Origin of the sequence: Pseudomonas sp. B21-041, assembly GCF_024748675.1 — a bacterium.
GTDB classification, from domain to species: Bacteria; Pseudomonadota; Gammaproteobacteria; order Pseudomonadales; family Pseudomonadaceae; genus Aquipseudomonas; species Aquipseudomonas neuropathica.
On the sequence record NZ_CP087175.1, the window covers coordinates 5,251,844 to 5,272,945 of the forward strand.

The 21,102-nt window shown below is 59.6% G+C and carries 20 protein-coding genes; 11 read left to right on the forward strand and 9 right to left on the reverse strand.

Translation table 11 applies throughout. The annotated features are described in order from the left end of the window. Window positions 1-154 precede the first annotated feature (154 nt). The 4 genes from LOY43_RS23265 (at window position 155) to LOY43_RS23280 (ending at window position 2,784) form a co-directional block, all read left to right on the forward strand. Window positions 155-1,057 (forward strand): chemotaxis protein CheV, encoded by a 903-nt coding sequence (locus tag LOY43_RS23265; RefSeq protein WP_038362880.1) that lies wholly within the window; start codon window positions 155-157, stop codon window positions 1,055-1,057. A 27-nt stretch (window positions 1,058-1,084) separates the two neighbouring features. Further along, the gene (locus LOY43_RS23270) at window positions 1,085-1,543 is read left to right on the forward strand and encodes a GNAT family N-acetyltransferase (RefSeq protein WP_258708799.1); all 459 of its coding nucleotides are present in this window, start codon (window positions 1,085-1,087) and stop codon (window positions 1,541-1,543) included. A gap of 81 nt (window positions 1,544-1,624) precedes the next feature. Continuing rightward, window positions 1,625-1,951, forward strand: coding sequence for a hypothetical protein (locus LOY43_RS23275; RefSeq protein ID WP_095050662.1), 327 nt, complete (start codon window positions 1,625-1,627; stop codon window positions 1,949-1,951). Window positions 1,952-2,034: 83 nt separating this feature from the next. Beyond that, entirely contained in the window at window positions 2,035-2,784 is a 750-nt protein-coding gene (locus tag LOY43_RS23280; RefSeq protein ID WP_258708800.1) for a YkgJ family cysteine cluster protein, read from the forward strand. A 175-nt stretch (window positions 2,785-2,959) separates the two neighbouring features. On the opposite strand, the gene LOY43_RS23285 is transcribed toward LOY43_RS23280, so the two are convergent. The 5 genes from LOY43_RS23285 to LOY43_RS23305 all read right to left on the reverse strand — a co-directional run bounded on the left by LOY43_RS23285 (window position 2,960) and on the right by LOY43_RS23305 (window position 5,313). After that, window positions 2,960-3,199 carry a hypothetical protein gene (locus tag LOY43_RS23285; protein WP_095050660.1) on the reverse strand — a complete coding sequence of 80 codons (240 nt, stop codon included), beginning with the start codon at window positions 3,197-3,199 and terminating at the stop codon, window positions 2,960-2,962. Between the two features lie 111 nt (window positions 3,200-3,310). Continuing rightward, the gene (locus tag LOY43_RS23290; protein WP_095050659.1) at window positions 3,311-3,616 is read right to left on the reverse strand and encodes a hypothetical protein; all 306 of its coding nucleotides are present in this window, start codon (window positions 3,614-3,616) and stop codon (window positions 3,311-3,313) included. A gap of 129 nt (window positions 3,617-3,745) precedes the next feature. Beyond that, complete coding sequence (locus LOY43_RS23295; protein WP_258708801.1) at window positions 3,746-4,165, reverse strand: hypothetical protein; 420 nt, start codon at window positions 4,163-4,165, stop codon at window positions 3,746-3,748. Beyond that, window positions 4,128-4,757: a nucleotidyltransferase domain-containing protein gene (locus tag LOY43_RS23300; protein WP_258708802.1), complete on the reverse strand. Its 630-nt coding sequence runs from the start codon at window positions 4,755-4,757 to the stop codon at window positions 4,128-4,130. Before LOY43_RS23300 ends, LOY43_RS23295 begins: the two co-directional genes overlap by 38 nt. Before the next feature lie 193 nt (window positions 4,758-4,950). After that, the gene (locus LOY43_RS23305; protein WP_016985602.1) at window positions 4,951-5,313 is read right to left on the reverse strand and encodes a DUF6124 family protein; all 363 of its coding nucleotides are present in this window, start codon (window positions 5,311-5,313) and stop codon (window positions 4,951-4,953) included. 1,211 nt (window positions 5,314-6,524) lie between these two features. On the opposite strand from LOY43_RS23305, the gene LOY43_RS23310 reads away from it, so the two are divergent. The 7 genes from LOY43_RS23310 to LOY43_RS23340 all read left to right on the forward strand — a co-directional run bounded on the left by LOY43_RS23310 (window position 6,525) and on the right by LOY43_RS23340 (window position 16,524). Beyond that, window positions 6,525-7,682, forward strand: coding sequence for an efflux RND transporter periplasmic adaptor subunit (locus tag LOY43_RS23310; protein ID WP_220556970.1), 1,158 nt, complete (start codon window positions 6,525-6,527; stop codon window positions 7,680-7,682). Next, window positions 7,679-10,780, forward strand: a complete 3,102-nt coding sequence (locus LOY43_RS23315) for a multidrug efflux RND transporter permease subunit (protein ID WP_095125942.1) — start codon at window positions 7,679-7,681, stop codon at window positions 10,778-10,780. The genes LOY43_RS23310 and LOY43_RS23315 overlap by 4 nt, the downstream gene beginning before the upstream one ends. Before the next feature lie 8 nt (window positions 10,781-10,788). Further along, entirely contained in the window at window positions 10,789-11,466 is a 678-nt protein-coding gene (locus LOY43_RS23320; RefSeq protein WP_007916978.1) for a heavy metal response regulator transcription factor, read from the forward strand. Continuing rightward, a complete protein-coding gene (locus LOY43_RS23325) occupies window positions 11,456-12,820 on the forward strand; it encodes a heavy metal sensor histidine kinase (RefSeq protein WP_258708803.1) in 1,365 nt (454 codons plus the stop codon). The genes LOY43_RS23320 and LOY43_RS23325 overlap by 11 nt, the downstream gene beginning before the upstream one ends. Window positions 12,821-13,139: 319 nt before the next feature. After that, window positions 13,140-13,361, forward strand: a complete 222-nt coding sequence (locus LOY43_RS23330; protein ID WP_095125944.1) for a hypothetical protein — start codon at window positions 13,140-13,142, stop codon at window positions 13,359-13,361. 196 nt (window positions 13,362-13,557) lie between these two features. After that, window positions 13,558-14,874, forward strand: coding sequence for an OprD family porin (locus tag LOY43_RS23335; RefSeq protein ID WP_258708804.1), 1,317 nt, complete (start codon window positions 13,558-13,560; stop codon window positions 14,872-14,874). 144 nt (window positions 14,875-15,018) lie between these two features. Then, window positions 15,019-16,524, forward strand: a complete 1,506-nt coding sequence (locus tag LOY43_RS23340; RefSeq protein ID WP_258708805.1) for a sensor domain-containing diguanylate cyclase — start codon at window positions 15,019-15,021, stop codon at window positions 16,522-16,524. 147 nt (window positions 16,525-16,671) lie between these two features. On the opposite strand, the gene lpxC is transcribed toward LOY43_RS23340, so the two are convergent. From lpxC to LOY43_RS23360, 4 genes are all read right to left on the reverse strand, one after another. Next, on the reverse strand, window positions 16,672-17,583 hold the full coding sequence (gene lpxC, locus LOY43_RS23345; RefSeq protein WP_007916984.1) for a UDP-3-O-acyl-N-acetylglucosamine deacetylase: 912 nt from the start codon (window positions 17,581-17,583) through the stop codon (window positions 16,672-16,674). Window positions 17,584-17,695: 112 nt separating this feature from the next. After that, window positions 17,696-18,892, reverse strand: coding sequence for a cell division protein FtsZ (gene ftsZ, locus LOY43_RS23350; RefSeq protein WP_007916986.1), 1,197 nt, complete (start codon window positions 18,890-18,892; stop codon window positions 17,696-17,698). Window positions 18,893-18,960: 68 nt separating this feature from the next. Next, window positions 18,961-20,220: a cell division protein FtsA gene (gene ftsA, locus LOY43_RS23355; protein WP_007916987.1), complete on the reverse strand. Its 1,260-nt coding sequence runs from the start codon at window positions 20,218-20,220 to the stop codon at window positions 18,961-18,963. A 15-nt stretch (window positions 20,221-20,235) separates the two neighbouring features. Next, complete coding sequence (locus tag LOY43_RS23360; protein ID WP_053123632.1) at window positions 20,236-21,102, reverse strand: cell division protein FtsQ/DivIB; 867 nt, start codon at window positions 21,100-21,102, stop codon at window positions 20,236-20,238.

The window sequence follows — 21,102 nt, forward strand, 5'->3', positions numbered from 1 at the left end:
TCCGGGAGAGGGCTAGGGTGAGGGGCTTTGGCTTTTGATCTGCACGCCACCCGACAACTAACCTAAAGCCCAACCTTTTAACGCCGATAACCCGGCATCAATAGTTTCTGGCGATTTGCACCCTCGCCCACCACCTTTTCCACAGAAGGTTCATATGTCCTCCACCAAAGCCCGCGCAGACTCACTTTCGCTTCTGCTATTTACCTTGCGCAGCGGCAAGCTGATGGCGATCAACCTGCTGAAAGTCAGTGAAATCATCCCCTGCCCGCCGCTGACCAAGCTGCCGGAGTCGCACCCGCACGTGAAAGGCATCGCCACCCTGCGCGGTGCTTCGCTGTCGGTGATCGACCTCAGCCGCGCCATCGGCGAACGCCCGCTGGAAGACCCGAACGGCGGCTGCCTGATCGTCACCGACGTCAGCCGCTCCAAGCAGGGCCTGCACGTTCAGGCTGTGAGCAAAATCGTCCACTGCCTGACCACCGACATCAAGCCCCCGCCCTTCGGCTCGGGCGGTTCGCGTGCCTACATCACCGGCGTGACCTCGGTGGACGGTACGCTGGTGCAGGTGCTGGATATCGAAAAGGTTATCCACAGCATCGCCCCGGCGCAGATCGAAATGGCCCCGACCGACCTGAGCATGGAAGACGCCGAGGTGCTCGGCAACGCACGCATCCTGGTGGTCGACGACAGCCAAGTGGCGCTGCAGCAATCGGTGCACACCCTGCGCAACCTCGGCCTGCAATGCCATACCGCACGCAGCGCCAAGGAAGCCATCGACTGCCTGCTCGACCTGCAAGGCACGGCGCAGCAGATCAACCTGATCGTCTCCGACATCGAAATGTCCGAGATGGACGGCTACGCCTTCACCCGTACCCTGCGCGAGACCCCGGACTTCGCCCATTTGTACGTGCTGCTGCACACCTCGCTGGACAGCGCGATGAACAGCGAAAAAGCGCGGCTGGCCGGGGCGAACGGTGTGCTGACCAAGTTCTCCTCTCCAGAACTGACCCACTGCCTGATCGAAGCGGCCAAACACGTCGCCGCCCACGGGCACTGAGTCTTGGCCCAGAGGCATTGTTTTTTGATGCGGCGCGACCTGGGCAAGGACGCGCCGGATGCCCCTTGGCCACAAGACATTGAACTGTGCACTTACTCCGTCGAACTGGCGGCGGATGTGCATGACTTGATGCAACTCGGTTATCGCGAAGGTGGCGGCCGAGTGCCGGCGCTGGACGTTTGGCAGCAGCAGTTCGAAACCGATCCTGAATACGATCCGAGCCTGTGTTTGATTGCCCGTGATGGCGAAGGCGTGGTCGGCGTGGCGCAATGCTGGACCAGTTCGTATATCAAGAATCTGGTTGTGCATCCGCGCATGCAGGGCCGAGGATTAGGCCGGGCGTTGCTGTTCAATGCATTCAAGGTGTTTCAGCAGCGCCGTGAAGGGTTTGTTGATCTGAAAGTGCTGGAGGACAACCTGCGGGCGCAGCGCTTGTATGAAAGTGCCGGGATGTATGTGGTCCGCCGCGAGCTGGTGCCGGACTGATCGACCGTCTTCGCGAGCACAGGCAACTTCCCTTCTCAGACAGACTCAAACCTTGGCCACCCACGACCAAGGACGCCCACCATGAAAACCTTCACCGCAAGCCTGCTCTGCCTCACCGCCCTAACCTCCCAGGCTCAAGCCTCCAGCCCCGATGCCTGGGCCGCCTACGACAAAACCGTGCTCGCCAGTTGCACCAAGGCCAGCGGCCTGAAAAACGCCAAACCAGTCGGCACCCCCGCACAATTCGATGACCGCGTCGGCTACACCGCCGTTCTGCTGCAAGGCCAATACCCGCAAAAACACATGAAAGGCCAGCAAGGCACCGAGCTTTGCCTCTACAACAAAAAATCGAAAATCGCCTTCGTCACCGAGTGGGACTCGATCCGCCCGACAGCCAAATCCCAGTGAGTGGCGCATAACTTGCTTCGATCCGCGCCTGTGCGGTGGTTTTCCGCCACCGTTTCACACCCTGATTGAAGACAGATCGCTCAATGAATACGACGTTTTCCTGCGTAGGCTGTGGCAAATGCTGCACCGACCACCATGTCCCGCTGACCTTGGCCGAAGCCCGCATGTGGGCGGCGGATGGCGGTCAGGTGATCGTGCTGGTGGAGGCATTTCTCGGTAATGGCCTGGGTTTGCCGGCGCAGCAGCGGGAACATGCCGAACGGCGCTCAGCGCTCGTTCGCAGCGGCGCGGCAGACGCCCATGTGGCGATCACTTTCGCCGCGTACAACGTCGGCCCCTGTCGGAATCTTGACGAAGACAAGTTGTGCCGGATCTACGAGCGACGGCCGTTGGTGTGCCGCATTTATCCGGCAGAAATCAATCCGCATATCCCGCTCAACCCTGCCGCCAAGGATTGTCCGCCGGAGTCCTGGCAACAGGGGCCGGTGTTGATTGCCGGCGGTGAGTTGGTCGATCAGGAACTGGTGGAGTTGATTCAGCGCTCGCGCCAGGCCGATCGGGATGACATCGGCATCAAGGACGCGATTTGCGCGATGCTCGGGATTCGCACCACAGCACTGAAAGGGGACGGCTTTACTGCGTACTTGCCGAACATGGATGCGTTTGCGGCGGTGATTGATCAGGTGACCGCGCAGCCGTTGACGACTGCACCCAGTGAGTGGGTGTTTCATCTATCGGGCGATGATGTTGCCGCGCAGATTTTGGCGGCCGGGGCGCAGGTGGTGACGGAGCCGGCGCAGACGTATGCGTTTATCTCGCTACGGGCGGCTTGATCGGGATTTTGCAAAAACCGAACTGGCCTCATCGCTGGCAAGCCAGCTCCCACAGGTATCTCGGGCGCTCACGTAATTTGTGTACGACACAGAACCCTGTGGGAGCTGGCTTGCCAGCGAAAGGTCCGGCACAGGCAGTATCAATCGCCGCGTTGAACGCAGGCGGGAATAAAACTCAGCGCTTGCCCATCGAACGACGGGTGCCCGGCGGCGCCATGCCCGGGGTCTTGGTGTGGCCGTTCTTGGCGCCGTTCTTGTACCACGGCTGGTTCGAGCCTTTGGCAGAAGCCAGTTCGCCCGGTTTGAACGGAAATTTGAACGCCGGGATTTCGGCTTTGGTTTCGCTGGTATCGGCCAGTTCAGCCGGGACATCGCTCACGGCGTCGTCAACCGGCGGCAGGGTCGGGGAAGTCATAAAAGCTCCGGAAAGCAAAAAGTCGGGCCCGATCAGTGAGCCGCGAAGGCGCGCAGTATACCTGTGCGCCATGGCTCGGCACCTGAAGATTTGCAGCGCACGCCGAACGGTTTACAGGTAGGTGATGGTGACGATGCCTTTGTCGGTCGAGGTCTTCAGCGCTTCGTAGCGCATGGAAATCGGCAGCGACTGATGGCTACAGGCGTTGCGCTCAGTGTCGACATCGACTTTCACGCCGGGCTTGATTTCAATCTGGCGAGACTCACGATCAGCAAACGCCCCGACCAGTCCGACCTGACAGCCCGAATCAACGATTTGCCCGGTAAAGCGGATCTCACCGGATTGACTGGCCGGCGCGGCGAACGCTGTGAGTGGAAGCAAGAGAAGCACATACGGCAGAGCGGTTTTCAGCTTCATTTCAAGACACTCCCGAAGTGGACGGCCCAGAGAGATTTGGGCCGTGCGCGGCCTGAGCCATACAAGCTGTATCCGCTCATAGAGGCGAATCTTTAAGAGATTAGTCAGGATCGCAAGCCGTGCCGGATGTCAGTTCATTCGTTGCTGAACGTTATTCAACAATTGCGAGGCGCTTTCCAACAACTGCGCCAGAAGCGCGTCATCCTCATCCATATACCCTTCGTATTCCGCGAGATTGCGCCGCTCATGACACAACGCGAACAATCGCACCTGAACCTTGCTGATATGCGCCGTATGCACCAGACACTGAAAGACCAGATAGCGTTTATCCGATCGATAGCCACTCAACCGAAGCGCCGTCAGCGCCAACGCGTGCGCTGCGTTGTAAGCCAAGTCGAAACGGCTGGAAAAAGACAACGTAGGAGTTTGCGCATCCTTGAGCCGATCCACGGCCGAGCGCATCAAGCCCTCACACTCCTTGCGATCCGGCGGCTCCGCTTTCAGCCCACCGCTACGTAGAAGATTCTCCAGACTCTCGTTGCTGCCCATCCTTGGACTCCAAAGGGTTCGCCCCTAACAGATCGATTTTTTCCTGCTGCACCACCCGCGCGACAAAGCTGTTTTGCGCAGCCAGTTTCGCCGCCCAGTCTTGCGGGGTGTAAAGCGTTGGGTTGATGGGACGACCCAATTGCTCCTCCATGGGCATGAGCCGTTCCATGACGTCACTGTAGTGCAGGCCTTCGCCAATCAGCATGAGATCAATGTCACTGAGTGTGTTTGCTGAGTCTTTGGCGATGGAGCCATAGACAAACGCCCAGGTGATCTGCTCGGTAAACGGCTGCAATGCCTGACGCAGAGGCTCGGCGATGCCAAACGTCTTGCGGGCGATGCCCAGTAGTTCGGCATAGATGGGACAGGCGGGATTGGCCTGGTAATGGTTCTGATTGCCCACCCTTGTCATGCGCAACACACCGGCTCGCTGCAGACGGTCGAGTTCACGCATGAGACTGCCTTTGCCAACACGCGCCCAGCGCACGATCTCATTGGCATAGAAAGTCTGGTCAGGCTTACCGAACAGCAGACCCAACACTTTTTGTTGAGTGGTGGTAAATAGCGCTTCGCTTAGAGAGATAGTTTCCACTGTGAAGGCCAAAGAGTCCCAAAAAGGGAACGATAGGTCCCTTTTTGGGACTTATCAACCTTACGAATATTTCCAGAGACAGCGGCCACAAAACAATCGCCATCGCAAACAGGCTCACACCTACATTTGGATTGCGATCCCCTTGTAGGAGCGAGCCTGCTCGCGAAGAACGATGACGCGGTGTTCAGACGGATTACGTTTGCGGATCAACCCGATCCAGCGCCCGGTTTACCGCCAGCTCGGCGAGCATGACGATCTGCTGGATCGCCAGCGCCGTACTGCGCTGCGGGCGACTGAGCTGATCGGCCAGATCACCGGCCATGACATTGGCTGAAGCCAGCGATTCGCAGGCGTGGGCGAGCAGGCTTTCGGTGTCGATGTTCGGGTGGATGAGGAACATCGTACTGGGCTGACGTGGTTTGACTGGTTCGGGGCAAAGGTAGAAATCGAGGGCGCGCTTGATGGCTTCGCGGGTTTTGATCTGGTCGTCGGCGCGGATGGCGTCTTCGAGTGGGGTGGTGGGATCGATGGGTGGATCTGGAACTGGCTTAGTCATTGGAAACCCTATTTTGCAAATGGGAGCCATCCCTTGCCGTTTCTCACGCGGCGAAGTGGGTGGCAGCTATGTGCGGGGTGAGAAACCGGAAAAATAGGAAACCGGCCAGACCGAAGTCTGCCCGCACACAGCCGCCATGAAGCATTTGCGAGCAGCGGACAAGCTGCCGCCAATTATGCGGACTGATGGACTGAATCACTAATTTTTCAGGGTTCTCACACCCGATCGCCGAGTTTTCGGCGACAACCAAAGACTAGAGAGCGCACGTCCGACGGACAACCTGAAAAGTTTGTGGGAAGGTTCTGGTTATTTGACACAAATTTAAACAGCCAAAAGCCAACCCTCACCCTAGCCCTCTCCCAGAGGGAGAGGGAACTGACCGTGGTGTTTGGCAGAGCTACGCCGACGTGCGATACCGAGTCGAGCTCAGGTTTTGAAACAGATCAAAAGCGCCTCACCCTGGCCCTCCCGAAACGTCGGACCGCCCGTAGGGAGAGGGGACTGACCGAGGTGTTTGGGAGAGGTACGCCGACGTGCGATACCGTGTTGAACTCAGGTTTTGAAACAGATCAAAAGCCCCTCACCCTAGCCCTCCCGAAACGTCGGACCGCCCGGAGGGAGAGGGGACTGACCGAGTTGTTTGGTAGAACTACGCCGACGTGCAATTCCGCGTTGAACTCAGATTCTGAAAGGCCCACAAATCGGCTCCCTCTCCTCGGGGAGAGGGCTGGGGTGGGGGGCGCATCCACCACAAATCCAAAGCCGACCACGCCCCGCTCTTCACCACTCAATAGGCCGAGTGTCAGCTCGCCTGCTCTTGATCTTGATCCACGGGCGACGTCGGAAGGCTGAGTGGAGGGATTGATCCGGGCGTGGGAGCGCAGCGACCGTTTGGCGCAGCCAAACACAGCGAGAGGAGGTGCAGCGAAGCAAACCGTAGGCGCTGCGCCCGGATCGATCCCGGAGCGAAGGAACCCCGAGCCCCAGCGAGCGGGCCGTACGTAGGAGCAAGCGTTTTTTGCTTACTTTTTTAGGCGCTTGTAAAAAAGTGAGTCGCCGTAAGGGCGAAACCCTAAGCCGCCGTTACCGCAGCAACGGATCCACCGCAAAGAAAACTGACAGCGCCGACAGCTAGCCGTCACCCTCCTGACCCCCAAACAAGTTTATAAAGACCCTAACCCTGCCCAAACTCCGTCCGGCGCCCACCCCGCATGCGAATCCAAAAAAACAAAGCCCTGCTAGCCCTAGTGATCGTCCTGGCCGCCGCAGGTACATGGTGGGCAATGAAACCCGCCCCCACCAAACTCGCCACCCCCACCGCCATCCCGGTGCGAGTCATAGCGGTCAGCGAAAAAGACGTCCCCCGCTACACCAGCGGCATCGGCTCCGTACTCTCATTACACAGCGTCGTAGTGCGCCCCCAGATCGACGGCATCCTCACCAAAATCCTCGTCAAAGAAGGCCAACTCGTCAAAGCAGGCGACCTGCTGGCCACCATCGACGACCGCTCCATTCGCGCCAGCCTCGACCAAGCCCGCGCCCAACTGGGCGAAAGCCAGGCGCAACTGCAAGTCGCCCTGGTCAACCTCAAACGCTACAAACTGCTCACCGTCGACGACGGCATCTCGAAACAGACCTACGACCAGCAACAAGCCCTGGTCAACCAATTGAAAGCCACCGCCCAAGGCAACCAAGCCTCAATCGACGCCGCCCAAGTTCAGCTGTCCTACACGCAAATCCGCTCCCCCGTCACCGGCCGCGTCGGTATTCGCACCGTCGACGAAGGCAACTTCCTGCGCCTGACCGACACCGCCGGCCTGTTCACCGTCACCCAGATCGACCCGATCGCCGTCGAATTCTCCCTGCCCCAGCAAATGCTGCCGACCCTGCAAGGCTTGATCAACGACCCGCAACGCGCGCAAGTCAAGGCCTACATCGGCGCCGACACGGACGGCGAAACCGGCAACCTGCTCGGCGAAGGTCACCTGACCCTCATCGACAACCAGATCAACGCCAACACCGGCACCATCCGCGCCAAGGCCGAATTCGACAACGCCAGCCAGAAGCTCTGGCCTGGCCTGCTGGTCACGGTAAAAATTCAGACAGCCCTCGACAAAGATGCGCTGGTCGTCCCGCCCACCGTCGTACAACGCGGCCTCGACCAACACTTCGTTTACCGGGTGAATGGCGACAAGGTCGAAGCGGTGCAGGTGCAAATGGTTTACCAGGGCAGCGGCCAGGACATCATCAAAGGCGTGAAGGCCGGTGACGTGCTGGTCACCGACGGCCAGTCGCGGCTTAAACCCGGTTCGACCGTGCAAGTCATGAGCGAGCCGCCGCAAGTGGTGCAGGCGGAGCCGAAGCCATGAAGGCGCATAAAGGTGTTTCGACGTGGTGCATCGATCACCCGGTCGCCACAATCCTGCTGACCATCGCTTTGGTGCTGGTCGGTTTGATTGCCTTCCCGCGCTTGCCAATCGCCCCACTGCCGGAAGCGGAATTTCCTACGATTCAGGTTTCCGCGCAGTTGCCCGGCGCCAGCCCCGACACCATGGCCTCATCCGTGGCCACGCCGCTTGAGGTGCAATTCAGCGCCATCCCCGGCATGACCCAGATGACCTCCAGCAGTGCCTTGGGCTCCAGCCTTTTGACCCTGCAATTCACCCTCGATAAAAGCATCGACACTGCTGCTCAGGAAGTCCAAGCGGCGATCAACACCGCCGCCGGTAAACTGCCCAAGGACATGCCGACCCTGCCGACCTGGAAGAAGGTCAACCCGGCCGACAGCCCGGTGCTGATCCTCAGCGTCAGCTCGACACAAATGCCCGGCACCGAACTCAGCGACCTGGTGGAAACCCTGCTCTCGCGTCAGATCAGTCAGATCGACGGCGTGGGACAAATCAACATCACCGGTCAGCAACGTCCGGCGATTCGCGTACAAGCCTCGGCGGACAAACTGGCGGCGATCGGCCTGACCCTCGCCGACATCCGACTGGCGATTCAGCAAACCAGCCTCAACCTGGCCAAAGGGGCGCTGTACGGCGAATCGAGTATCTCGACACTGTCGACCAACGACCAGTTGTTCCACCCCGAGGACTACAGCCAGCTCATCGTTTCCTACAAGGATGGCGCCCCGGTTCACCTGCGTGATGTCGCCAAAGTGGTCAACGGTTCGGAAGATGCCTACGTGCAAGCCTGGGCCGGAGATCAACCTGGCGTGAACCTGGTGATCTCGCGCCAACCCGGCGCGAACATCGTTGAAACCGTTGACCGCATTCAAGCCGCCCTGCCCGGCCTCGAAGCCATGCTGCCGGCCTCGGTGCAAGTGAAAACCCTGATCGACCGCACCCAGACCATTCGCGCCTCCCTGCATGAAGTCGAAATCACCCTGTTGATCGCGATCCTGCTGGTGGTCGCGGTGATGGCGCTGTTCCTGCGTCAGTTGTCGGCGACCCTGATTGTCTCGGCGGTTCTGGGTGTTTCGCTGATCGCCAGTTTCGCTTTGATGTACCTCCTCGGTTTCAGCCTGAACAACCTGACGCTGGTGGCGATCGTCGTCGCGGTCGGCTTCGTCGTCGACGACGCGATTGTCGTGGTGGAAAACATCCACCGACATCTGGAGGCCGGCGACGATATGCGCGAAGCGGCGATCAAAGGCGCCGGCGAGATCGGCTTCACCGTGGTCTCGATCAGTTTCTCGCTGGTGGCGGCGTTTATTCCGCTGCTGTTCATGGGCGGTGTGGTCGGGCGCCTGTTCAAGGAATTCGCCCTGACCGCGACCTCGACCATCATGATTTCCGTGGTGGTGTCGCTGACCCTGGCGCCGACGCTGGCGGCGTTGTTCATGCGCAAACCGGTGCATCACGCCCACGCCAAACCGGGCTTCAGCGAACGCTTGCTCGGCTGGTACGAGAAAGGCCTGCGCCGCGCCCTCGCCCATCAGAAATTGATGATCGGCGTGTTCGGTCTGTCGCTGGCGCTGGCCATCGGCGGTTACATCTTTATCCCGAAAGGTTTCTTCCCGGTACAGGACACCGGTTTCGTCCTCGGCACCACCGAAGCCGCTGCGGATATTTCCTACGGCGACATGGTGAAAAAACACCTGGCGATGGCCGAAATCGTCGCCGCCGATCCGGCCGTGCAGGCGTTTTCCCACTCGGTGGGTGTCTCCGGCAGTAACCAGACCATCGCCAACGGCCGCTTCTGGATCGCCCTGAAAAAACGCGGCGACCGTGACGTCAGCGCCAGCCAGTTCATCGACCGCATCCGTCCGCAACTGATGAAAGTCCCCGGCATCGTCCTCTATCTGCGCGCCGGCCAAGACATCAACCTCAGCTCCGGCCCGAGCCGCGCGCAGTATCAATACGTACTCAAGAGCAACGACGGCGCGACCCTCGCGACATGGACGCAACGCCTGACGGAAAAACTGCGCAGCAACCCGGCGTTCCGCGATATTTCCAACGACCTGCAACTGGGCGGCAGCATCACTCACATCAGCATCGACCGCAGCGCCGCCGCCCGTTTCGGCCTGACCGCCAGCGATGTCGACGAGGCGCTGTACGATGCTTTCGGGCAACGGCAGATCAATGAATTCCAGACCCAGGTCAACCAGTACAACGTGATTCTGGAGCTGGACACCAAGCAACGCGGCAAGGCCGAAAGCCTCAACTATTTCTACCTGCGCTCGCCGTTGAGTGGCGAGATGGTGCCGCTGTCGGCGCTGGCCAAGTTCGATGCGCCGACCATTGGCCCGTTGTCGATTGCCCACGACGGCATGTTCCCGGCCGCCAACTTGTCGTTCAACCTGGCGCCCGGCGTTGCGCTGGGTGATGCGGTGATTCTGCTCAATCAGGCCAAGGCCGAGATCGGCATGCCGACGGCGATCAGCGGCAATTTCCAGGGCGCGGCGCAGGCGTTCCAGAGTTCGCTGGCCAGTCAGCCGTGGCTGATTCTTGCGGCGCTGGTGGCGGTGTACATCATTCTCGGTGTGCTTTATGAAAGCTTCGTGCACCCGCTGACGATCATTTCGACGCTGCCGGCGGCAGGTTTGGGTGCGGTGATCATGCTGTGGATCTGCGGCCAGGACTTTTCGATCATGGCCTTGATCGGCCTGGTGTTGCTGATCGGTATCGTCAAGAAGAACGGCATCCTGATGATCGACTTTGCGCTCGAAGCGCAGCGCCACCGAGGCCTGTCACCGCAGGATGCGATTTTCGAAGCATGCATCACGCGGTTCCGGCCGATCATCATGACCACCCTCGCCGCCCTGCTCGGCGCGCTGCCGCTGATGCTCGGCTACGGCACTGGCGCCGAACTGCGTCAGCCGCTGGGGATCGCGGTGGTCGGCGGTTTGCTGGTCAGCCAGATGCTGACGTTGTTTACCACTCCGGTCATATACTTGTGGCTTGAGCGGCTGTTCCACAGGCCCAAACCTGCGCCCGTAGCGGCGCTGGCGACCACAGACTGAGGCGGGTCATGCGCGTTCTGATTATCGAAGACGAGGAAAAAACCGCGGACTATCTGCACCGCGGTCTGACGGAACAGGGTTACACCGTGGATCTGGCCCGTGACGGCGTCGAGGGTCTGCATCTGGCGCTGGAAAGCGACTACGCGGTGATCGTCCTCGACGTCATGTTGCCGGGCCTCGATGGCTTCGGCGTGCTGCGCGCATTGCGTGCGCGCAAGCAAACCCCGGTGATCATGCTCACCGCCCGCGAGCGCGTCGAAGACCGCATCAAAGGCCTGCGCGACGGTGCCGACGATTACCTCGGCAAACCGTTTTCCTTCCTTGAACTGGTCGCGCGCCTGCAAGCGCTGACCCGGCGCAGCGGCGGCCATGAACCGGTGCAAGTGAGCATCGCCGACCTGTGGATAGATTTGATCAGCCGCAAGGCAACTCGCGCCGGAACCCGACTGGATCTGACCGCCAAAGAGTTCTCCCTGTTGAGCGTCCTCGCCCGCCGGCAAGGTGAAATCCTTTCGAAAACCGCCATCGCCGAGATGGTCTGGGACATCAATTTCGACAGCGATGCCAACGTCGTCGAAGTCGCGATCAAACGCCTGCGCGCCAAGCTCGACGGGCCGTTCGACGAGAAACTGCTGCACACCATTCGTGGCATGGGTTATGTGCTGGAGAGCCGTGGTGTCCAGTAATTCCATCGCGCTGCGCCTGAGCGGCATGTTCACGCTGGTGGCGCTGCTGGTGTTTCTGTTGATCGGCGGCGCGTTGTATCAACAGGTTGATAAAGGCCTCGGGCTGCTGCCGGAAGCCGAGCTGGATGCGCGTTACAGCGTGCTCGAATCGGCGCTCAATCGCTTCGGCACCCCCGAGCATTGGCTGAAGATCAACGCCAAGTTGAAGCTGCTGGGTGAAGAGGACAAACGCATTCGTTTCTGGGTGGTGAGCGGTGATCCGGGTTACGAATACGGTCAGCCCGATGCGGCGATCCGTACTTTTGCCAAAGGCCCGTTGGGCATGCATGACTTGCAGTTGGCCGACCATCCTTATCCGCTGAAAGTGTTGCTCACCGAGTTGCCGGCCAAGGATCAGCGCCCACCGCTGCGCTTCATGATCGGCATCGATACCGAGACCTTTCATGAGACTCAGCACAACTTGCTGATTGCCTTGATCGGGCTGGCGATTGTCGGTGTGCTGATGGCTTCGGCGCTGGGCTATTGGGTCGCGCGGATTGGTCTCAAACCGCTGATCAAACTGTCCCATGAAGCTCAACGACTGGCGCCTCCGCTACGGGCCGGGCGCTTGCGTCTGTCGCCGCTGCCACCGGAACTGGAGCAGTTTGTCGACTCCTTCAACTCGACGCTGGAACGGGTTGAACAGGCCTACTCGCGGCTGGAATCGTTCAACGCCGATGTCGCTCATGAGCTGCGTTCGCCGCTGACCAATCTGATTGGCCAAACTCAGGTGGCGCTGACCCGTGGGCGTTCTGCCGAACATTATTTCGAAGTGCTGCAATCGAACCTGGAAGAGTTGGAACGGCTGCGTTCGATAATCAACGACATGTTGTTTCTGGCCAGTGCCGATCAGGGTAACAAGGCGACCAAACTGACCTCGACCTCGCTGGCGGATGAGGTGGCGACGACGCTGGAGTATCTGGATTTCATTCTTGAAGATGCGCAGGTTCAGGTGCAGGTCAGCGGCGATGCGCAGGTGCAAATCGAGGTTGCGCATTTGCGTCGGGCGTTGATCAATTTGCTCAGCAACGCGGTGCAGCACACCGGCGCGGGTCAGGTGATCGAGGTGCGGATTGAGGTTGAAGCGCATCAGGTGAGTATCGGCGTGGCCAACCCCGGTTCGCCGATTGCCAGCGAGCATTTGCCGCGCTTGTTCGAGCGCTTTTATCGGGTGGATGCCTCGCGCAGCAACAGTGGCAATAACCATGGCTTGGGGCTGGCGATCGTCAAGGCGATTGCGCTGATGCATGGCGGCGATGTGTTTGTGCGCAGTGATCGGGGGATGAATACCTTCGGGATTTATTTGCCGGTCTGAAAAGCCCCTCACCCTAACCCTCCCGAAACGTCGGACCGCCCGGAGGGAGAGGGGACTGACCGAGTTGTTCTCTCGAGTTACACCGACCTGAAATATCCAGTCGAACTCAGGCTTTGAAAAGCCCCCAATCTGCTCCCTTCCCCCTCGCCCCCTTGGGGGAGAGGGTTGGGGTGAGGGGGTTGCTCTTGGCTACACCGCGAACTTCGACTTTTACCTCCTGCGCAACAGTCATTTATGAAAATCACGCTGTTTCCCAACGCCCGGCAACCTTATCTTTGCCCGCACCAAACAGCACTCGCCAAGCGAGAAGGTTTTCAAGATGTCCAACAGTATGGGTATTGCCAGCGCTTTCGTTTTGTCCTCATTGATCCTGTCGCCGATGGCGATGGCTGAAGAATCGCAGTCGTTCGTAGCGCAAAATATCGCTCGCGCTCAGGCCTTCGATCAGCATCAGGCCGAAGTGATGGCCAAGGCTCAGGACGCCTCGCAAGCCCCGCAGGCTGCCACGTCCCAGACTCAAGCAAGCGAGACAGACAGCTGAGTCGCGCTCCGCGCCAACGTTTCCCTCGACGCGGTTGTTTGGCTCTTCCCGTTCAACCGTCGTCATTCCAGGCCGCTGCCTTTCAGCGGCCTTTTTTCGTTGTGGTCTGAAAGCCGTTTGGTTCGTCTGTAACAACAAGAAACATCAAGCCCTCAAGCCATTGAAGGGCCAGTTGACCCAAGGAGCTCCATCGCACGTGCGTTACCCAGTTCGCTGCACCCCGCTGTTCTTTGCAATTGCCGCAACGATTGCCCCTGCCGCTCACGCTGACGAGCCTGCCAAAGATGGCTTTGTCGAGGGTTCGAGCCTCAACCTCAACGCTCGCAACTACTACATGAATCGCAACCGCTTGCAGAAAGCGGACGACAACATCGAGTGGGGCCAGGGCTTTCTCGGGATCTTCAAGTCGGGCTACACCGAAGGTACGGTCGGTTTCGGCATTGATGCCCACGCCATGCTCGGGTTGAAGCTCGATGGCGGTGGCGGCACCGACGGCTCGAGTATCCTGCCGGTCAGAGAGAATGGCGGCAAAGCGCCGGGGGCGTTCTCCACGGCGGGCGGCACGTTGAAAATGCGTGCGTTCGATACCGAGTTGAAGGCCGGTGACCTGTTCCTCACCAACCCGGTCATCGCCGGCGGTGATACGCGCATGCTGCCGCAGACTTTCCGTGGTGTGAGCCTGACCAACCACAGCTTCGACGGCTGGTTGATAGAAGGCGGGCAGGCGAGTTTCACCAAGCCTTACAACCAGAGTGGCCACACGCGCATCGGCACTTCCTACGGCACTCTTGCCGACGGTGATGAGAGCCAGCACCTGAACTGGGCCGGCGTGGCGTGGAGCGGTGTCGAAGGCCTGACCAGCAGCCTTTATGCCTCTGAGTTGAAGGACATCTGGAACCAGTACTACTACGACCTCGACTACACCTGGCAGTTGAACGATCTGGTCAGCCTCAACCCGGGCTTGCACTTCTATCACACGCAAGACACCGGTGATGCGCTGCTGGGCAACATCGACAACAACACCTACAGCCTGCATTTCACCGTTGGCGTCGGTAATCACAGCGTTACCGCCGCGTATCAGCGGGTCAACGGCAACACGCCGTTCGACTACATCAGCCAAGGCGACAGCGTTTACCTCGACAACTCCCAGCAATACTCCGACTTCAACGGCCCGAACGAACGCTCGTGGAAGCTCAAGTACGCCTATGACTTCGCCGGTGTCGGCGTGCCGGGGCTGACCACGGCGGTGTCGTATTCGCGCGGCAAGGTGGACCTGACCAAGGTCGACCCCGACAGCAAAGGCTATTCCACCTGGTACAGCGCCGATGGCCGCAACGCCAAGCATTGGGAACGCGATCTAGACTTGAAGTACGTGGTGCAGAGCGGTCAGGCCAAGGATCTGGCGCTCCACCTGCAATGGGCGACCAACCGTGGCGGCAACGGCTACGGCGTGATTGATTCGGATACAGATGAATACCGCGTGATCATCGACTACCCGATCAACGTCTTCTAAGATCGGCGCCATAACACCGTCTTGAATTCAGTGATGCACCCTGTGGGAGCGAGCCTGCTCCCACATTGGAAATGGTTTCTGGCTTCGGCTGTGGTTTTTGGCCTACTACGCTTATAAGACTTCTCCCCAACCGACAGCCCAATCATGATCGCGAGCCGTACCCCACCCGTTGCGGGCAAGACCGGACGCCCCGAGTTGCTGCTGATCTGCGGCAGTTCGCTGACCGTGATCGCGATTCTGTGCATCGTCACGTTCCTGCTGATCCGCGAGCACGCCAACGCTCAGGAGTCGGCTACCCGCAGTGCCACCACCATCGCGCAACTGATCGACGCCGATGTCCTGCGCACCGTCGAGTTGTACGACTTGACCCTGCAAGGCCTGATCGCCGCCGCCCAGCGCGACGACCTGCAAGATGTCTCACCGCAGATCCGCCATCTGGCGCTGTTCGACCGCTCGACCACCGCGCGCTTCAAGGGCGACATACTGCTCCTCGACAAACACGGAGATGTGATTGCCGACTCCTCACGGATCGAGCCAAAACCGGGCAACTTTGCCGACCGCGAATACTTCCTTGCCCACGCTTTCAATCACGACGTCGGCATGTTCATCAGCCGCCCGTTCAAGACCCGTTGCGACTGTGAGGAGGCCAATCAGTGGCGAATCAGCTTCAGTCGACGGATTTCCTCGCAAACCGGCGAGTTCGCCGGGGTAGCCGTGGCGTCGATGAAACTCGATTACTTCGATCAGTTGTTCAACAGCCTCGACATTGGCAAAGACAGCACGTTGAACATCATCAACAACGACGGCGTCCTGCTGGCGCAGAAGCCGTATCTGCAAAGCGATTCCATCGGCAAGAGCTACGGCAACCGACCGAATGTCGTGCGTATTCTGGGAGACAAGGATGGCAATGGCAGTTTTACCAGCACCTCGAGCATGGACCATCAACAACGCCTCTATACCTATTCGCGGGTCGGCAATCTGCCACTGACGGTGATGGTCGCGCTGTCCAGCGATGAAGTATTTGGCACCTGGCGGCGCACCGCGATGCTGATCAGTGGTGCCACGGGCGTGTTGTGTATGGGTTTGCTGTGGCTGACCTGGCTGTTGGCCCGCGAGTTGCGCCTGCGCCAACGGGCCGAGCGCGAGTTGGCCCAACTGGCCGCTACCGATGCGCTGACGGGCGTGGCCAATCGGCGCATGCTTGATCAGGCCCTGCGTCACGAGTGGTTCCGCGCCCAGCGCTCGGGCAAACCGATGTCGGTGATGATGATCGATGCCGATCACTTCAAGGCTTTCAATGATCGACATGGACATCAGGCCGGCGACCTGGCGCTGAAGACGCTGGCCAGGGTCATCACGGAAAACGTGCGGCGACCGACGGATCTGGTGGCGCGCTACGGAGGTGAAGAGTTTTCGGTGATTCTCGCCGAGACCGATGGCCATGGCGCACAGCAGATAGCCGAGCATATTCGTCAGGGGGTGGAGCAGTTGCCGTTGGTCGACGGGGCCGAGCGGCCGATGACCGTGAGTATCGGCATTGCGAGCTGGACGGCGGCGAGTGAGATGACGCTGGAGCAGTGGTTGTTTGCGGCGGACAAGGCGCTTTATCAGGCCAAGGAAGGTGGGCGTAACCGCGTCGTCAGCTATTAAGATCAAAAGATCGCAGCCTTCGGCAGCTCCTACATGAGAATGCGATCACCCTGTAGGAGCTGCCGAAGGCTGCGATCTTTTGATTTTAAAAGGGCATAAAAAAAGGCCATCCGAGGATGGCCTTCAAAAACTAGAGAGGTTTTTTACTTACACCGCCGCAACAGGGCGCATGTAAGAGATTGGTGCGGTGCTGGCGTCTTCGAACGTCACCACTTCCCAGGCATCTGTCTGCTCAATCAACTTGCGCAGCAGCTGGTTGTTCAGTGCGTGGCCGGACTTGAAGCCTTTGAACTCACCAATCAGGCTGTTACCCAGCAGGTACAGGTCGCCAATGGCATCGAGGATCTTGTGCTTCACGAATTCGTCTTCATAGCGAAGGCCGTCTTCGTTCAGTACGCCATCGGCATCGACCACGATTGCGTTTTCAACGCTGCCGCCGAGTGCGAGGTTGTGCTTGCGCAGGTACTCGATATCACTCATGAAACCAAAGGTACGGGCGCGGCTGACTTCTTTTACGAACGAAGTGCTGGAAAAATCCACGCTTGCACTTTGGGTGCGGTCCCGGAATACCGGGTGATCGAAATCGATCTCGAAGCTCACCTTGAACCCTTCGAAAGGGACGAAAGTGGCGCGCTTGTCGCCGTCTTCCACTGTCACTTCACGCAGGATGCGGATGAATTTCTTGGCGGCGTCCTGTTCTTCCAGGCCTGCCGATTGAATCAGGAATACGAAGGGTCCAGCGCTGCCATCCATGATCGGGACTTCGGACGCGGAGAGCTCGACGTAGGCGTTATCGATGCCCAGGCCAGCCATGGCCGAGAGCAAGTGCTCTACCGTGTCCACTTTGACGTCGCCGTTAATCAGCGTCGTCGACATAGTGGTTTCACCGACGTTTTCCGCGCGGGCAGGAATCTGCACCACAGGGTCGAGGTCAGCGCGACAAAACACAATGCCAGTGTCGACAGGCGCAGGCTTGAGGGTCAGATAGACCTTCTCACCGGAGTGCAGGCCTACACCTGTGGCACGGATAATATTTTTCAGTGTGCGTTGTTTAATCATGGCTTGGGCCGCTTCAGCGCAAATTGCGAACTGGTATCAACAAAGGCTGGCGATGATAGCAGACCATGCCTTTGCTGAACACCAATCACCTTCATAGCCCTGATACATTCCATCAATCGGCCTGACGACGCAGGAAAGCCGGGATGTCCAGGTAGTCCAGATCATCTTGCGGATTCATCTTCGCGGCAGCCGCAGCACCGGCCTGAGCCTGGTTGCGCATGACGGTCGGACGGTCCAGATCACGGTAGTTGACCGCTGGCGCTTCCTGACGGGCCGCAGCCGGTTGTTGTACCTGGGCAGAAGCCATGGAGGTGTGAACGGTGTTGTCGATGACCTTCACAGGCTTCTCGATTTTCGCGCCCAGACCAGTGGCAACCACAGTCACGTGCAGTTCGTCGCGCATGTCCGGATCGATAACGGTACCGACCTTGACCATCGCGTGTTCGGAAGCGAAGGCTTCGATGATGCTACCCACGTCGGAGTACTCACCCAGGGACAGGTCAGGACCGGCGGTGATGTTCACCAGGATGCCGCGTGCGCCTTGCAGGTTCACGTCTTCCAGCAGCGGGTTGCGGATCGCCGCTTCGGTGGCTTCACGTGCACGGTTCGGACCGCTGGCGCAGCCAGTGCCCATCATCGCCATGCCCATTTCGCTCATCACGGTACGTACGTCGGCGAAGTCGACGTTGATCATACCCGGACGCTTGATGATGTCGGAGATACCGCGAACGGCACCGGCCAGTACATCGTCAGCCTTGGCGAAAGCCGACAGCAGGCTGGCGTCTTTACCGAGGATGGTCAGCAGCTTCTCGTTAGGAATGGTGATCAACGAGTCAACGCTTTCCGAGAGCATGCGGATGCCTTCATCGGCGATCTGCATACGCTTGCGGCCTTCGAACGGGAACGGACGCGTTACGACAGCAACGGTCAGAATGCCCATTTCCTTGGCCACTTCGGCGATGATCGGCGCAGCACCGGTACCGGTACCGCCGCCCATGCCAGTGGTGATGAACACCATGTTGGTGCCCTGCAGGACTTCGGCAATGCGCTCACGGTCTTCGAGAGCGGCCTGACGACCTACTTCAGGGTTGGCGCCAGCGCCCAGACCTTTGGTCACGCCGGTACCCAGTTGCAGAATGGTACGCGCACCGATGTTTTTCAGCGCTTGAGCATCAGTGTTGGCGCAGATGAATTCAACGCCTTCGATGTTGCTCTTGACCATGTGATTGACAGCGTTGCCGCCGCCACCGCCAACACCGATAACTTTGATTACCGGGCTTGCGGGGATGTTGTCTACGAGTTCGAACATTTTCCCTCTCCTTACATTCTCTAGTTTTTTCGCCTACTGCTTTTTTGTTGCGGTGTTGCGGTAAAGCTTTAGAAGTTGCCTTGAACCCACTTCTTCAATCGGTCCAGCAACGGTGCCTGTGGCTCTTCGTTGCTGTAGCTGTCGCGGCTGCCGATGCCGGAGAACGAAACCCCGTCGGACTGCTTTTGCAGGCCGTACATCAACAAACCAACGCCAGTGGAATAAATCGGGTTGCGCACCACATCATCCAGGCCCTTCACGCCATGCGGCACGCCGAGGCGCACCGGCATGTGGAAGATTTCTTCGGCCAGTTCAGTGGCGCCTTCCATCTTCGAAGTACCGCCGGTGAGGACGATGCCCGCCGGGATCAGGTCTTCGTAGCCGCTGCGACGCAGCTCGGCCTGAATCAGCGTGAACAGTTCGTCGTAACGCGGCTCGACCACTTCGGCCAGGGCCTGACGCGACAGTTCGCGTGGTGGACGGTCGCCAACGCTCGGCACCTTGATGGTTTCACCGGCACCGGCCAGCTTGGCCAGGGCGCAGGCGTAGCGGATCTTGATTTCTTCGGCGTACTGGGTCGGGGTGCGCAACGCCATGGCGATGTCGTTGGTCACCTGATCACCGGCAATCGGGATCACTGCGGTGTGGCGGATCGCGCCTTCGGTGAAGATCGCGATGTCAGTGGTGCCGCCGCCGATGTCGACCAGGCACACGCCCAGTTCTTTCTCGTCGTCGGTCAGTACCGAGTAGGCCGAGGCCAGTTGCTCAAGAATGATGTCGTCGATTTCCAGACCGCAGCGACGCACGCATTTTTCAATGTTCTGGGCGGCGTTGACGGCGCAGGTGACCACGTGAACCTTGGCTTCCAGACGTACGCCGGACATGCCCAGTGGTTCGCGAACGCCTTCCTGGTTATCGATCACGTAATCCTGCGGCAGGGTGTGCAGCACGCGCTGGTCTGCCGGAATCGCCACAGCCTGAGCAGCGTCGAGCACGCGCTCAAGGTCGGCCGAGCTGACTTCACGATCGCGGATCGCGACGATGCCGTGGGAGTTCAGGCTGCGGATGTGATTGCCCGCCACACCGACGAACGCCGAGTGAATGCGGCAGCCCGCCATCAGTTGGGCTTCTTCGATCGCGCGCTGGATCGATTGCACGGTGGACTCGATGTTGACCACCACGCCCTTCTTCAGGCCACGGGACGGATGGGTACCGATCCCGACGATTTCCAGCGAGCCGTCGTCGGAGACCTCGCCGACCAGCGCCACCACCTTGGAGGTGCCGATATCGAGACCGACGATCATTTTGCCGCTTTGCACGTTTGCCATGGGTCCTGCCTCTTCTTAATTCTTCGCGACAGCGGGTTGGGCTGTCGTCGGCGCTACTGGTTCCCGCCAGCCAACAGCGAGGCCGTTGGCGTAGCGCAGATCGATGCGCGCAATGTTCGTAATCTGGTCTTTAAGCGTCTTGTCATAGATGGCGATAAAACGGCGCATCTTTTCCACCAGGTTGCCGCGTCCCAGCAGCAACTCGATGCCGGGGCCAGAACTGCCGGCACCGGTGGTCAGGAACCAACTCCCGCGTTCACGCAGTTCCAGGCGTGCAATCGAGAAGCCCAACGGCCGCAGCATCTGGCTCAGCACCTGATACTGCTGCATCACTTGCTGCTGAGCCCGTTGTGGGCCGAACAGCTGTGGCAGATGTTCGTAGTTCGCCAGTTCCTTGGGCGTAAACGCCTGGCCCTGGTTGTTCAGCAATGACTCATCCCCCCAACGCGCCACCGGCAGCTGCTCTTCGAGGCGGATCACCACCTGGTCCGGCCACACCCGACGTACTTCGGCGTGGGCAATCCACGGCATCTGCTCAAGCTCGGTGCGCATACCGGCCAGGTCGATGGTGAAGAAGCTCGACGCCACGTACGGGGCGATCCGCTGCTGCACCGCTTGCTGGCTGATGTAGCTCAGGTCGCCTTGCACGGCGATCTTGGTGATCGGCCGGTCGGCGTACGGCAGCAAACGCGTTGCACCTTCGTAAGTACCAAAGCCCAGCACCACCAGCAGCACTGGCCAGAACAGACTTTTCAGAAAGCCGAAATTGGCTTTCGGCAGGCGCGCGGACATCGGCTCTTTCGCCACCATTCGGCTGGCACCCCGTGGCACCGGCTTGCGGCCGGGTGCGGGAGGCTGATGTCGGAGCTGAGCGCCTTGCAT